Origin of the sequence: Micromonospora sp. NPDC023956 (assembly GCF_040639195.1) — a bacterium.
GTDB lineage: Bacteria > Actinomycetota > Actinomycetes > Mycobacteriales > Micromonosporaceae > Micromonospora.
The window spans coordinates 161,716-174,466 of the sequence record NZ_JBEZZN010000002.1 but is presented as its reverse complement, the minus strand read 5'-3'; the positions used below and the strand labels follow the sequence as shown (position 1 = coordinate 174,466).

13 protein-coding genes are annotated in these 12,751 nt (G+C 73.1%); 9 read left to right on the top strand and 4 right to left on the bottom strand.

Features of this window, described 5'->3' with window-relative positions:
* The first annotated feature begins 39 nt into the window (after nt 1-39).
* From AB0F58_RS03235 to AB0F58_RS03220, 4 genes are all read left to right on the top strand, one after another.
* Nucleotides 40-969, top strand: a complete 930-nt coding sequence (locus AB0F58_RS03235; protein ID WP_357137178.1) for an aldose 1-epimerase family protein — start codon at nt 40-42, stop codon at nt 967-969.
* Between the two features lie 26 nt (nt 970-995).
* Nucleotides 996-1,637 carry a nitroreductase family protein gene (locus AB0F58_RS03230; protein WP_357137176.1) on the top strand — a complete coding sequence of 214 codons (642 nt, stop codon included), beginning with the start codon at nt 996-998 and terminating at the stop codon, nt 1,635-1,637.
* A gap of 147 nt (nt 1,638-1,784) precedes the next feature.
* Nucleotides 1,785-2,090 carry a type II toxin-antitoxin system VapB family antitoxin gene (locus AB0F58_RS03225; protein WP_145820482.1) on the top strand — a complete coding sequence of 102 codons (306 nt, stop codon included), beginning with the start codon at nt 1,785-1,787 and terminating at the stop codon, nt 2,088-2,090.
* A gap of 51 nt (nt 2,091-2,141) precedes the next feature.
* Nucleotides 2,142-3,308 (top strand): acyl-CoA dehydrogenase family protein, encoded by a 1,167-nt coding sequence (locus AB0F58_RS03220; RefSeq protein WP_357137172.1) that lies wholly within the window; start codon nt 2,142-2,144, stop codon nt 3,306-3,308.
* 64 nt (nt 3,309-3,372) lie between these two features.
* On the opposite strand, the gene AB0F58_RS03215 is transcribed toward AB0F58_RS03220, so the two are convergent.
* Genes AB0F58_RS03215 through argS form a run of 3 tightly spaced genes read right to left on the bottom strand, consistent with a single transcriptional unit; the run spans nt 3,373 to nt 6,001 of the window.
* A complete protein-coding gene (locus tag AB0F58_RS03215) occupies nt 3,373-3,873 on the bottom strand; it encodes an SRPBCC domain-containing protein (protein ID WP_357137169.1) in 501 nt (166 codons plus the stop codon).
* A 16-nt stretch (nt 3,874-3,889) separates the two neighbouring features.
* Nucleotides 3,890-4,222 (bottom strand): helix-turn-helix domain-containing protein, encoded by a 333-nt coding sequence (locus AB0F58_RS03210; protein ID WP_357137166.1) that lies wholly within the window; start codon nt 4,220-4,222, stop codon nt 3,890-3,892.
* Nucleotides 4,223-4,273: 51 nt separating this feature from the next.
* Nucleotides 4,274-6,001: an arginine--tRNA ligase gene (gene argS / locus AB0F58_RS03205; RefSeq protein WP_357137163.1), complete on the bottom strand. Its 1,728-nt coding sequence runs from the start codon at nt 5,999-6,001 to the stop codon at nt 4,274-4,276.
* A gap of 391 nt (nt 6,002-6,392) precedes the next feature.
* Between argS and AB0F58_RS03200 the strand changes: the two genes are divergently transcribed.
* Entirely contained in the window at nt 6,393-7,166 is a 774-nt protein-coding gene (locus tag AB0F58_RS03200; RefSeq protein WP_357137160.1) for a DUF4230 domain-containing protein, read from the top strand.
* An 85-nt stretch (nt 7,167-7,251) separates the two neighbouring features.
* Here the strand turns inward: AB0F58_RS03200 and AB0F58_RS03195 are convergent, their stop codons facing one another.
* On the bottom strand, nt 7,252-7,455 hold the full coding sequence (locus AB0F58_RS03195) for a PspC domain-containing protein (protein ID WP_357137157.1): 204 nt from the start codon (nt 7,453-7,455) through the stop codon (nt 7,252-7,254).
* 265 nt (nt 7,456-7,720) lie between these two features.
* Between AB0F58_RS03195 and AB0F58_RS03190 the strand changes: the two genes are divergently transcribed.
* The 4 genes from AB0F58_RS03190 to AB0F58_RS03175 all read left to right on the top strand — a co-directional run bounded on the left by AB0F58_RS03190 (nt 7,721) and on the right by AB0F58_RS03175 (nt 12,746).
* A complete protein-coding gene (locus AB0F58_RS03190) occupies nt 7,721-9,091 on the top strand; it encodes an L-serine ammonia-lyase (RefSeq protein ID WP_357137154.1) in 1,371 nt (456 codons plus the stop codon).
* A 79-nt stretch (nt 9,092-9,170) separates the two neighbouring features.
* Nucleotides 9,171-9,998 carry an ABC transporter permease gene (locus AB0F58_RS03185; protein WP_357137152.1) on the top strand — a complete coding sequence of 276 codons (828 nt, stop codon included), beginning with the start codon at nt 9,171-9,173 and terminating at the stop codon, nt 9,996-9,998.
* Between the two features lie 34 nt (nt 9,999-10,032).
* On the top strand, nt 10,033-10,767 hold the full coding sequence (locus tag AB0F58_RS03180; protein WP_357138647.1) for an ABC transporter ATP-binding protein: 735 nt from the start codon (nt 10,033-10,035) through the stop codon (nt 10,765-10,767).
* Nucleotides 10,768-10,832: 65 nt separating this feature from the next.
* Entirely contained in the window at nt 10,833-12,746 is a 1,914-nt protein-coding gene (locus AB0F58_RS03175; RefSeq protein ID WP_357138645.1) for a DUF5941 domain-containing protein, read from the top strand.
* Nucleotides 12,747-12,751 lie beyond the last annotated feature (5 nt).

Here is a 12,751-nt window from a genome sequence, read left to right as displayed (position 1 = left end):
GTCGGGCGCGGCGGTGGTCCAGGCACTAGGGTCGCCGGCATGCAGACCACCGAGCCCACTCCGCCCTCCGGAGCACAGTGGACCATCGCCGCCGCCGGCCACGAGGCCGTCATCGTGGAGGTGGGGGGTGGACTGCGGGCGTACCGCCGCGACGGCGTCGACTACGTCGACGGCTACCGCGCCGACGAGATCTGCCCCGGTTGTGCCGGGCAGGTGCTCGCTCCCTGGCCCAACCGGATCCGGGACGGCGAGTACACCGTCGACGGGCGGTCGTACACGCTGCCGCTGACCGAGCCGAGCCGGCAGGTCGCCATCCACGGCCTGGTGAACTGGGTGCCGTGGCGGCTGGTCGAGCAGGCCGGTGACGCGGTCACTGTGGGCTACGACCTGCCGCCGCAGCCGGGCTACCCGTGGGCGCTGCGACTGCGCAGCCGGTGGAGCGTGGGGGCGGACGGACTGCGGGCGGAACACGAGGCGACCAACCTGGCCGCCGAGCCGGCCCCGTTCGGCTTCGCCGTGCACCCGTACCTGCGGCTGCCCGACGTCGCCGTGGACGACCTGCTGATGCGGGTGCCCGCCGGCAACCGGCTGGTGGTGGACGGCCGGCTGCTGCCGATCGGGGCGAGCCCGGTGGCCGGCACCAAGTACGACTGGACGGCGCCCCGGCCGATCGGCGACGCGGTGCTGGACACCACCTTCGGCGCGGTGGTCCGGGACGCCGACGGCGGCTCGACGGTCACCCTCGCCGCCCCGGACGGCTCGGACGCGGTGCACCTCTGGGCGGACGCGCAGTTCGGCTGGTGGCAGGTCTTCACCGGCGATGCCCTGTCCGGCGAGCGGTACCGCCGGTCGGTGGCGGTGGAGCCGATGACCTGCCCGCCGGACGCGTTCCGGTCCGGCCGGGACGTGATCACCCTGGCCCCGGGGGAGACCTGGCGGGGCGTCTGGGGCGTCCGGACGGGCGCCTGAGCCACCGGCGGAGAGGGAGGCAGGGCATGGAGTTCGCAGAGGTCGTCCGGCGGCGACGGATGGTGCGCAACTACGACCCGGACCGCCCCGTCCCGCCGGAGGTGGTCGACCGGTTGCTCGACCACGCGGTCCGCGCGCCGTCGGCGGGCTTCGCCCAGGGCTGGGGTTTCCTGGTGCTGGAGGACCCGGCCGACCGGGAGCGGTTCTGGGCCGCGGCGACACCCGAACGGGGCGGGCGGGACCGCTGGTTGACCGGGATGCGGCGGGCTCCGCTGGTGGTGGTCCCGCACGCCAACCGCGCCGCCTACCTCGACCGGTACGCCGAGCCGGACAAGGGCTGGACGGACCGCGCCGAGGAGCGCTGGCCGGTGCCGTACTGGCACGTCGACGCCGGCTTCGCCGCCCTGCTGATGCTGCTCACCGTCGTGGACGAAGGGCTGGGGGCGTGCTTCTTCGGCATCCCGCCGGAGCGCACCGCGACGTACCGGGCGGCGTTCGACGTTCCGGCGGAGTTCACGCCGGTCGGCGCGATCACCATCGGTTACCGGGCACCCGACCAGCGGTCACCGTCGCTGCGGCGGGGGCGTCGACCGGTCGACGAGGTGGTGCACCGGGGACGGTGGGGGCGACCGGTGGCGATCCCCGAGGCGGGGAGCGCAACCGAGTAGCGAAGCTGACAAGAGGGAGCAAAATGTGAAGTGACCGGGGCCGCTAGGCTGACAAGGTCATCGAATACCGCTGGGTCGCGGTGTCACGCCGCGGCCCGCGCTGGCGGGTGCCGGCCGGCTCGGTAAAGGGGAGGGGAGCGTGCCGTCGTGATCTTCAGAGCGGTTCGGGACGGGCGTCCCTACCCGGAGCACCACCTCACCCTCAAGCAGTGGGCCGAGATCCCGCCACGCCCGCTCCGCCTGGACCAGCTGATCACCACCAAGCGGGAACTGGCGCTGGACAAACTCCTCGCCGAGGACTCCACCTTCTACGGTGACCTCTTCCCGCACGTGGTCCAGTGGAACGGCGGGCTCTACCTGGAGGACGGGCTGCACCGGGCGCTGCGCGCCGCCCTCCAGCAGCGCAACCAGATCCACGCCCGGGTGCTCGTGCTGAGCGACCACTCCGAGTAGGCGTCCGCCGCGTGGTCGCGGCCGGGCCTGAGGAGTCGTTAGGGTGACCGCATGAGCGCGCCCACCCTCGACCTGCTCGACCTGGACTCGTCGCTCGGCGAGGAGGAGCGGCAGATCCGCGCCGTCGTGCGCCGGCTCGTCGACGACCGGGTACGCCCGTACGTCGCCGACTGGTACGAGCGGGGCGAGGTGCCCGCCCGCGAGCTGGCCCGGGAGTTCGGCAGGCTCGGCCTGCTCGGCATGCACCTGACCGGGTACGGCTGCGCCGGTTCCTCGGCGGTCGCCTACGGTCTGGCCTGCCTGGAACTGGAGGCCGGCGACTCGGGCGTCCGGTCCCTGGTCTCGGTGCAGGGCTCCCTGGCCATGTACGCCATCTGGCGGTACGGCAGCGAGGAGCAGAAGCAGCGCTGGCTGCCGCCGATGGCGACCGGTGAGGCGATCGGCTGCTTCGGGCTGACCGAGCCGGACCACGGCTCCGACCCGGCCTCGATGGCGACCCGGGCCCGGCGGGACGGCACCGACTGGGTGCTCACCGGGGGCAAGACGTGGATCACCAACGCGCCGGTGGCCGACGTCGCGGTGATCTGGGCTCGGGCCGAGGAGGGGGTGCGCGGGTTCGCCGTACCGCTGGACACGGCCGGGGTGACCACCCGGGAGATCCGCCGCAAGATGTCGCTCCGCGCGTCGGTGACCGGTGAGATCGTCCTCGACGACGTCCGGCTCCCGGCGGACGCGCTGCTGCCGGAGGCGGCCGGGTTGCGGGCCCCGCTGAGCTGCCTCACCGAGGCCCGGTTCGGCATCGTCTGGGGCGCGCTCGGTGCGGCCCGGGAGTGCCTGGAGACCACCCTGCGGTACGCCACCACGCGGACCCAGTTCGGCCGGCCGCTCGCCGGTTTCCAGCTGACCCAGGCCAAGCTCGCCGACATGGCGGTGGAGTGGCAGAAGGGCTACCTGCTCGCCCTGCATCTCGGCCGGCTGGCCGACGCGGGCGGGTTACGTCCGGAGCAGGTCAGCGTGGGCAAGCTGAACAACGTCCGGGAGGCGCTGGCGATCGCCCGGCAGTGCCGGACGATCCTCGGCGCGAACGGCGTCTCCGGGGAGTACCCGGTGATGCGGCACGGCGACAACCTGGAGAGCGTGCTCACCTACGAGGGCACCTCGGAGATCCACCAGCTGGTCATCGGCCAGAAGCTGACCGGCGTCTCCGCCTTCACCTAGGCCGACGACCAGCTGGTCTCCCCCGATCCTCCGCCCGGCGGGGCGCCGCCGGGACGACTGCGGTTCAGCCGGTCGCGCGGTCCTCGGCGAGCAGCGCGTCGATCTGCCCCATGGCGGCGCGCGAGCCCTCCTCCATGCCCATGGCGACCATCTCCTCCAACTGTTCCCGGCTGCGGAACGTGGAGACCGTCGTCATGCGGGTGCGGTCGCCGACCTGCTCCAGGGTCACGACACCGTGGCTCCGGTCCTCCGGGTCGAGCGGTTCGCCGTCCTCGCCGGCGAAGCCGTCGTCGAACTCCAGCCGGTGCGGCGCGTCGATCGCGGTGATCGTCCACCAGCCGCGTGACTTCTCGCCCTCGGGGCCGGTCATGTGGTAGCGGGCGGCGCCACCCACCACGAGTTCGTACCGGACGAAGGTGGCGGGCCACTCCGGCGGGCCCCACCAGCGCTCCAGCTGGCGCGGGTCGGCCCAGAGCTGCCACACCCGCTCCACGGTGGCGTCGAACTCGGCGACGATGGTGAGGGTCTTCGCCTCGGGGTCCTGCTGCGAACTGATGACGGGCATCTGTCGACCTGCCTTCTCACTCCTGGTCAAGAATCTGGTCCATGCGCTGTACGCGGTGGCGCCACAGCTCTTCGTACGCGTCGAGGAGCTGGCTCACCCGGCGCAACGCCGCCAGGTCGCCGTGCACGATTTGTTCCCTGCCCTTCCGTTGCTTCGTGACGAGGGACGCCCGTTCGAGGACCGCCACGTGCTTCTGCACCGCCGCGAAGCTCATGGTGTAGTGCTGCGCGAGCGCGGTCACCGACTGCCCGCCACGAATCACCCGGGCGAGGATGTCGCGCCGGGTGGCGTCGGCCAGGGCGTGAAAGACCCGGTCGGCCTCCGCCTGTTCCCGCTCACCTACAACCATGTGGTTGTACGTTAGGGCCTCGGGAGGCCCGGCGCAAGCACCAGCGCGCGTCTACAGCTGCTCCGGTGCCTCGATGCCGAGCAGGTGCAGGCCGGTGCGCAGGGTGTCACCGGTGAGCCGGCACAGGGCGAGCCGGACACCGCGCCGCTGCGCGTCGGCGCGCAGCACCGGGCACCGCTCGTAGAAGGCGGTGAAGGTCTGGGCGAGCCGGTACAGGTAGCCGCAGAGCCGGTGGGGCTCGTAGCCGGCCACCACCTCGTCGAGGATGTCGGCGAAGGCGTCGAGGTCGAGCACGAGCGCCCGTTCCGCCGGTTCCAGGAGCGTGCCGGTGTCGACGACCGCGTCGCCGTCCGCGCGGGCGAGGATGGAGCGGATCCGGGCGTGCGCGTACTGCAGGTACACGCTGGTGTTGCCGGTCAGCGCCAGCATCCGCTCCGGGTCGTAGGTGTAGTCGCGGGCCCGGCCGGTGGCCAGGTCGGCGTACTTGACCGCACCGATGCCCACCTGCCGCGCCCGTTCGTCCAGGGCCGCGCCGGTGAGGTCCGGGTTCTTGCCGGCGACCACGCTCCGGGCCCGGTCGACCGCCTCGGTGAGCAGGTCGACCAGACGGACGGTGTCCCCGGCCCTGGTCTTGAACGGCCGTCCGTCCGGGCCGAGGACGGTCCCGAAGGCCACGTGCACGGCGGACACGGCCGACGGCAGCCAACCGGCCCGCCGCGCGGTGTCGAAGACCATCCGGAAGTGCAGCGCCTGCCGGGCGTCGACCACGTACAACAGCCGGTCGGCATCCAGGTGGACGACCCGCTGCCGGAGTGCGGCCAGGTCGGTCGCCGCGTATCCGAAGCCTCCGTCGCTCTTGCGCACGATCAGCGGGGTGGGGCGGCCGTCGGGGCCGCGTACCTCGTCGAAGAAGACGCAGAGAGCACCGTCGCTGACCACCGCGACCCCGGTGCGTTCCACCTCGTCGGCGATCCGGGGCAGCTCGTCGTTGTAGGCGCTCTCGCCGACCGCGTCGGCCTCGGTGAGGAGTACGTCGAGCTGCTGGTAGACCTCGGTGAAGTAGCGGCTGGACTCCGCCACGATGTCCCGCCAGGCGGTCACCGTGGCCGGGTCGCCGCCCTGTAGGGCCACCACCCGCTGCCGGGCCCGCTCGGCGAAGGCCGGATCGGTGTCGAACGCCGCCCGCGCACGCCGGTAGAGGGCGGCCAGCCGACGTACGGTGTCGGTGTCCTCTGCGGCCGGCGGCTCGGGCTGCTCGAACCGGTGCTGGATCAGCATGCCGAACTGGGTGCCCCAGTCGCCGATGTGGTTGCGCCGCACCACCGCCCCGCCGAGGTGTTCGAGGATCCGTACCAGGGCGTCCCCGATGATGGTGGACCGCAGATGCCCGACGTGCATCTCCTTGGCGATGTTCGGCTGCGAGTAGTCGATGACGGTCGTGACGCCCGCCTCGGGCGTGCCGACCCCCAGGCGCGGGTCGTCGAGGCGGGCCGCGACCTGCGCCAGCAGCGCCGCGTCGGTCACGTCGAGGTTGACGAATCCAGGCCCCGCTATCCGCGCCGACGCCACCGGACCGACCGCCGGCAGCGCCGCGACCAGCTCCGCCGCGAGGTCCCGTGGGTTGCGGCGCAGTACCCGGGCCGCCGCGAGGACTCCGTCGGCCTGGAAGTCGGCGTGCTCGGATCGGCGGACCAGCGGTGCCAGGTCGGACAGCCCGAGGGAAGCTGCGGCGACGGTCACGGAGTCGGACAACGACGAGGCCAACGAGGGCACGGTCACGGGTACTCCCGGAAGTTCGGGTGAGCGGGAAGGCGGCAACGGAAGGCCGGCTGCTCGGCATCGAGGAAGCGGAGCGCCGACCGCGCTACGGACACGGCTCGGACGGCAGGAACGCGCAGGGGGGAACGGCGACTATCGTCGTCGCAGGCGCGCGCGGAGGACGGGGCTGGTCACCAGCTCCATGTCCACCGCCTTCGGGCCGCGAGCGGGCCGCGATCCACGCGGCCGGTCGTCGACCATCGTACGCGCCGTCCCGACACGGCGGGAGACTCCTGCGGCCGGCCGGCCGGACGGTGCCCTGGAGGTGAATCCGGCTCGACGCGCGCGCGTCGTACCGGGGACGTACCGTCATTCCCAGGTACCGATGTCACGACCGAGGACGGTGAGGGCGATGTCCCGCAACGGCGATGTCAACCAGCCCACGCGCGAGTTCCCGGAATACCCGACCGAAAGCGAGTCGACCGGGCCGGCCCCGGCCGACCGGCCGCCCGCCGACACCGACGAGCCCGTCGCCGCCGGTCGCCGTGGCCCGGCCCGCGGGCTGCTCCTGGTCCTGGGGGCCGCCGCGCTGGCCGTGGTGGTGCTGCTCGGCACCCAGGTGGCCGGGCTCTGGCCGAGCTGGCGTAACCCGTTCGCCCAGGAGACCACCGACCGCAGCCAGCCGCCGTTGCTGAAGTCGATCCGGGACCTCAGCCGGTACGTGGCCGCCGAGGGCAACTTCCAGGTCGTCGTCGACCTGGAAACCGACCGCAAGTACGTCCCGGACTTCCTGCTCAACCAGCGCACCCTCTTCGTCGGCGCGGGCCGGGTCGAGGCGTACGTCGACTTCTCGAAGATCGCCGAGCGGGCGGTGGTGGAGTCCGCCGACGGAAAGTCCGTCACGATCACCCTCCCCGCGCCGCAGTTGAGCGACACCAACCTCGACATCGAGAAGAGCTACGTCTTCGCCGAGAAGCGCGGCCTGCTCAACCGGCTCGGCGACGTCTTCGCCGACGACCCGAACCGACAGCGGGAGGTCTACCGGCTGGCCGAGGAGCGGATCACGGCCGCCGCCCGGGACAGCGAACTCGCGGCCCGCGCCGAGGCGAACACCCGCAAGATGCTGGAGGGGCTGCTCCGCTCCCTCGGCTACCAGACCGTGACCGTCACCTACGCCAAGCCCTGACCCTTCGACGCCGGGACGAAACAGCGCCCGCCCCGGAAGGCCGGGGCGGGCGCGGTGGTCGTCGGGTCGGGTGTGGCGGTACGGGTCAGTAGCGGACGGCGTACCGGTCCTCGTTGGGCATCAGGACCCAGAGCACCAGGTAGACGATGACCTGGGTGCCGGGCAGCAGCAGCGACAGCAGGAACAGCAGTCGGATGAACCCGGGAGACCTGCCGAACCGCCGGGCCAGGCCGGCGCAGACACCGGCGAGCATGCGCCCCTCACGGGGCCGGACCAGTTTGCGACTCATCGTCGTCTACTCCCACTCTGCGGCGCTTTGGCCGCCTCTGCGATCCACGGTAGGCGGGGCGCGCCAGCGCGCCCTCGGCCGGCAGGTGGACCGGCAACCGGCGTACCCGTAGGTACATACCCGCGCCAGAGGGGGGTGACCCCTCCTGACGGTGGTGACCGGCGCGGGGGTGTGGCGACGACCGATCGGGGAAACGTGACCAGGACGGGTACGCTCGCCAGCGGCCCCGCCGACGTCGCCGGGGCCGAGGGGAGAGGTGCAGATCGTGATTAGCGTCTTCGATCTCTTCAGCGTCGGTATCGGGCCGTCCAGTTCACACACGGTGGGGCCGATGCGCGCCGCGCGCACCTTCGTCGAGGGGCTCAAGGCCGACGGGCTGCTCGCCGACACCGCCCGGGTGCGGGCCGAGCTGTTCGGTTCGCTCGGCGCGACCGGGCACGGGCACGGCAGCCACCGGGCCGTGCTGCTCGGCCTGGCCGGCGAGGCCCCGGAGACGGTCGACACCGACGGGGTGGGTCCCCTGGTGGACCGGGTCCGTGCCGAGCGGCGGCTGCGCCTGCTCGACGTGCACGAGATCGACTTCGACGCCGACCGGGACCTGGTGCTGCACCGGCGCCGGTCACTGCCGTACCACCCGAACGGGATGACCTTCACCGGGTACGACGCCGACGGGGCGCAGCTGCGCAGCCGCACGTACTACTCGGTCGGGGGCGGGTTCGTGGTGGACGAGGCGGCGGCCGGCGCGGACCGGATCCGGCCGGACACCACCCCGGTCCGGTACCCGTTCGGTACCGGCGCCGAGCTGTTGGCGGTCACCACGGCCACCGGGCTGTCGATCAGCGAGGTGATGCTCGCCAACGAACGGTCCTGGCGGAGCGAGGCGGAGGTCCGCGCCGGCCTGCTGGAGATCTGGCGGGTGATGCGGGAGTGCGTCGACCGGGGCTGCGCGCGTGACGGCGTACTCCCGGGTGGGTTGAAGGTCCGGCGGCGCGCGGCGGAGCTGCGCCGGGGCCTGGTGGCGGACGTGGGCAGCGCGGACCCGCTGCGGGTGATGGACTGGGTGACCCTCTTCGCCCTCGCGGTCAACGAGGAGAACGCGGCCGGTGGCCGGGTGGTCACCGCCCCGACCAACGGGGCGGCCGGGATCATCCCGGCGGTGCTGCACTACTACACCCGCTTCGTGCCCGGCGCCGACGACGACGGCGTGGTCCGCTTCCTCCTGGCGGCCGGGGCGATCGGGGTGCTGTTCAAGGAGAACGCCTCGATCTCCGGTGCCGAGGTGGGCTGCCAGGGCGAGGTCGGATCGGCCTGCTCGATGGCGGCGGCCGGGCTGGCCGAGGCGCTCGGCGGCACCCCGGCGCAGGTGGAGAACGCCGCCGAGATCGGCATGGAGCACAACCTCGGTCTGACCTGTGACCCGGTCGGGGGTCTGGTGCAGATCCCCTGCATCGAACGGAACGCGGTGGCTAGCATCAAGGCGATCACGGCGGCCCGGCTCGCGCTGCGGGGCGACGGGGTGCACGCGGTCTCCCTGGACAAGGTGATCAAGACGATGCGGGAGACCGGCGCCGACATGAAGGTCAAGTACAAGGAGACGGCACGCGGGGGGCTCGCGGTCAACGTGATCGAGTGCTGAGCCCGGGGGCCGGGCAACCCGCGTAGCGGGCATCCCGGCGAGTCGGTCGCCGGAGTGCGGGCCGGGGCGGGAGGCGACGGTGGCGACCGGTGCCGCGACCCTGTGGTCGCACCGCAACGCGCTGCGCATCCTGGTCCGCCGCGACCTGGCGGTGAAGTACCAGCGGTCGGTGCTCGGGTACCTCTGGTCGCTGATCGAGCCGCTCGGCCTGGGCGCGGTCTACTACTTCGTCTTCGGCGTCCTGTACGCCCGGGACACCGGCCGGCACCTGGGCGAGGCGGCCGGGTCGTACCCGCTCTTCCTGGTCGCCGGGATCTTCGCCTGGCAGTGGGCCAGCTCGGCGATCACCGAGGCCACCGGCGCGCTGAGCGGCCAGGCCCGACTGATCACCGTGCTGAACGTGCCCCGGCAGATCTTCCCGGTCGGCCGGGTCGCCGGCCGGTTCGCCGAGTACGTCGCCGGCCTGCCGATCCTGGTCGGCGTGGCCGCGGTCTACGCCCTGCGCGACCGGATCGACCCGGGCGTCTCGCTGCTCGCCCTTCCGCTGGCCCTGTTGGTGCAGGCGGTCCTGCTGGTCGGGCTGGCGCTGCTGCTCTCCGCGCTCAACGTGCTGGTACGGGACGTGGAACGGGTGCTGCGCCTGGTGCTCCGGCTGCTCTTCTACGCCACCCCGGTCATCTACCCGCTGAGCCTGGTCCGGGACTCCTCGGCCCCCGGCTGGGTGAAGGGGCTCTACGAACTGAACCCGCTGGTCGGCATCGTGCAGCTGCACCACGCGGCCTGGTATCCGGACGAGTTCCCGGACACCCGGCTGCTGCTCACCTCGGTCGCCGGCAGTCTGCTCGTGCTCGTCGCCGGTCGGTTGGCGTTCCGCCGCCTCGAACCGGCCGTGCTGAAGGAGCTGTGAGCGTGCGGACCGGAGAGCTGCGGACGTGTCCGCGATGATCGAGGCGGACCGGCTGGGGATCCGCTTCGCCCGCAACCGGCGCCGGCGGCTGCGTCTGCGTGAGCTGGTCGTCCACCGGGGCGCCCGGCATCCGGACGCCGGCCGGTTCTGGCCGCTGCGGGAGGTGTCGTTCCGCATCGCCGCCGGGGAACGGGTCGGTGTGCTGGGGCGCAACGGCAGCGGCAAGAGCACCCTGCTGCGGCTGATCGCCGGGGTGCTGATCCCCGACGAGGGACGGATCCGGGTGCGTGGGGCGGTCGCCCCGTTGCTGGAACTCTCCGCCGGTTTCGCGAGCGACCTGACCGGTCGGGAGAACCTGCACCTGGTCGGTGGCCTGCACGGGCTCTCTCCGGTTTACCTCCGGCGGCACTTCGATGACATCATCTCCTTCGCTGGCGAGCAGGTCGAGCGGGCCGTCGACACCCCGGTACGGCACTACTCCTCCGGGATGAAGATCCGGCTCGGCTTCGCGATCGTCAGCCGACTGCCGCACCCCGTGCTGCTGATGGACGAGGTGACGGCCGTCGGGGACGCGGAGTTCCGCGCGAAGTGCTACGCCACGATCGACCGACTGCTCGCGGAGGGGCGCACCTTGGTGCTGGTGTCACACAACGAGAAGGACCTGACCCGGTTCTGCCGTCGGGGTCTCTACCTCGACGGTGGCCGGTTGACCGTCGACGGGTCGCTGGACGAGGCGCTCGCCGCGTACCGCCGGTCGGTCGCACGGTGACGCTGGCCATCGTGCTCGCCGGCGGGGGACCGGCGACGACGCTTCCCGACGGCTCCGGGCCGGACCTGACCACCCACCTGGTCGAGCAGTGGCGACGGGCCGGGGCGGACGAGGTGCGGGTCGCCGCCGACCTCGACGAACTGGCCGTGCTGGCCGGACGGGCGACCGGGCCGGTCCTGCTCTCCGGCGTCGACCTGGTGGCCCACACCACCGTGCTGAAGCACCTGGCGACCAGCCCGGTCGCGGGTACGGCCGCGCTGGTGCTCGGCGATCCGCCGGCCGACGGCCACGCGGCGGTGCGCGAGGAACGGGGCCAGGTGGTGTCCGCCGCCCCGGCCGGTGGGCTGCCCGAGGCCACCGGCAGCTTCGGCGGCGCGCTCCGGGTCGTCCCGGCCGACCTGCCCGCGCTGGTCGCCGCGGCCCGTACGGCCGCCGCCGCGCCCGCCCCCACCGCTGCCGGCGGCACGCCGGCCGACCTGACCGGTGGACCCGCCGACCCGATCGGTGGGAGCGCCGTGGACCGGCTCTTCGCCGCGTTCACGGCGACCGGGACGCTGACCTTCGCCCACCGGGTACGCCTGCTCGTCGCGCACCGGGTCGTCGACCCGGCCGGGCTGGCCGCCGCCCGCGCCGAGCTGGCCGGGGTGGACGAGGACGCGACCGAGCTGCGGCTGTCGGTCAAGGAGCGGGACGACTTCTTCACCACGTACTTCGTCAGCTCCTGGTCGCCGTACGTGACGAAGGTCTGTGCCCGGCTCGGGCTGACGCCGACCGGGGTCACCATGATCTCGGTGCTCTTCGCCGTGGTCGCGGCGGTGCTGTTCGGCGTCGGCGGGCGGCCCGCGCTGGTGACCGGCGGCGTGCTGCTCTACCTCGGGTTCATGCTCGACTGCGTGGACGGGCAGCTCGCCCGGTACACCCGCGACTTCAGCCCGTGGGGCGGCTGGCTGGACACCATGGCCGACCGGGCCAAGGAGTACGTCGTCTACGCCGGGCTCGGCTTCGGGATGACGCACGCCGGGCTCGGCGACGGCTGGGTGCTGGCGCTCGCCGCGATGACCCTCCAGACCGTCCGCCACCACACCGACGCGTGGTACGGGGTGCTGCACGACGAGGCGGCCCGCCGGCCGAAGGCCGCCAGCCCCGGCGGCGGCATCGGCGACCGGCTCAACGCCGCCTCCAACCGGGTGCAGGCCGACACCGGCTCGGTGTCGTACTGGCTGAAGCGGACCGTGGTCTTCCCGATCGGGGAGCGCTGGGCGCTGATCGCGCTCGCCGCCGCGCTCTTCGACACCCGGGTCGCCCTGATCGCCGTGCTGGTCTGGGGTGTCCTGGCGTTCGCGTACACCGGGGCGCTGCGCACCCTGCGGGCCCGGTTCATGCGGGTGCCGGTGCTCGGCACGGTCGACGCCGGCCTGCACCGGGACGACGGCCCGCTGCTGCGCCGGTTCGGCGGCCGGATCCCGGCGCAGCTCCCGCTGGCCGTGCTCGCCGTGCTCGGCGCGGTGGGCCTGCTCGGGGCGGCGCTGGTCGGCGGCGACACCGCCCGTTGGGCGGCCCCGGCGGCCCTGCTGGTGCTGCTCGCCGCCGGCCTCGGCGCGCGGGGCCGGGCCGAGGGCGCGTTGGACTGGCTGGTGCCGGCCGCGCTGCGGGCCGCCGAGTACGTCTTCGCGATCGCCGTCGGGGTGGCCGGCGACGTGCCGCTGCCGTTGGTCTTCGGGTACGTCTTCGTGCTCACCCTGCTCCACTACGACCTGGTGGCGCGGTTGGAGAAGCGGCAGCCCGCCCCGCCGCTGCACGATCTCACGCTGGGCTGGGAGGGGCGCTCGATCCTGCTGGTCGTGGCGCTGATCGCCGGATTCGCATGGGTGGGCACGGCTACACTCGGTACGTACCTTTTCGTGGTGTTCGTGATGACTGTGGTCGCCACCTGGGTGACCGTCCCGGCCCGCGCCGCGCGTACCGCCCCGGCGCGGTGAGGGGG

What these genes read in the sequence shown, in the direction of transcription:
- AB0F58_RS03235 (WP_357137178.1), top strand. Translation starts at nt 40, where the DNA reads ATGCAGACCACCGAGCCCACTCCGCCCTCCGGAGCACAGTGGACCATC.
- AB0F58_RS03230 (WP_357137176.1), top strand. Translation starts at nt 996, where the DNA reads ATGGAGTTCGCAGAGGTCGTCCGGCGGCGACGGATGGTGCGCAACTAC.
- AB0F58_RS03220 (WP_357137172.1), top strand. Translation starts at nt 2,142, where the DNA reads ATGAGCGCGCCCACCCTCGACCTGCTCGACCTGGACTCGTCGCTCGGC.
- AB0F58_RS03215 (WP_357137169.1), bottom strand. Translation starts at nt 3,873, where the DNA reads ATGCCCGTCATCAGTTCGCAGCAGGACCCCGAGGCGAAGACCCTCACC.
- AB0F58_RS03210 (WP_357137166.1), bottom strand. Translation starts at nt 4,222, where the DNA reads ATGGTTGTAGGTGAGCGGGAACAGGCGGAGGCCGACCGGGTCTTTCAC.
- AB0F58_RS03200 (WP_357137160.1), top strand. Translation starts at nt 6,393, where the DNA reads ATGTCCCGCAACGGCGATGTCAACCAGCCCACGCGCGAGTTCCCGGAA.
- AB0F58_RS03195 (WP_357137157.1), bottom strand. Translation starts at nt 7,455, where the DNA reads ATGAGTCGCAAACTGGTCCGGCCCCGTGAGGGGCGCATGCTCGCCGGT.
- AB0F58_RS03180 (WP_357138647.1), top strand. Translation starts at nt 10,033, where the DNA reads ATGATCGAGGCGGACCGGCTGGGGATCCGCTTCGCCCGCAACCGGCGC.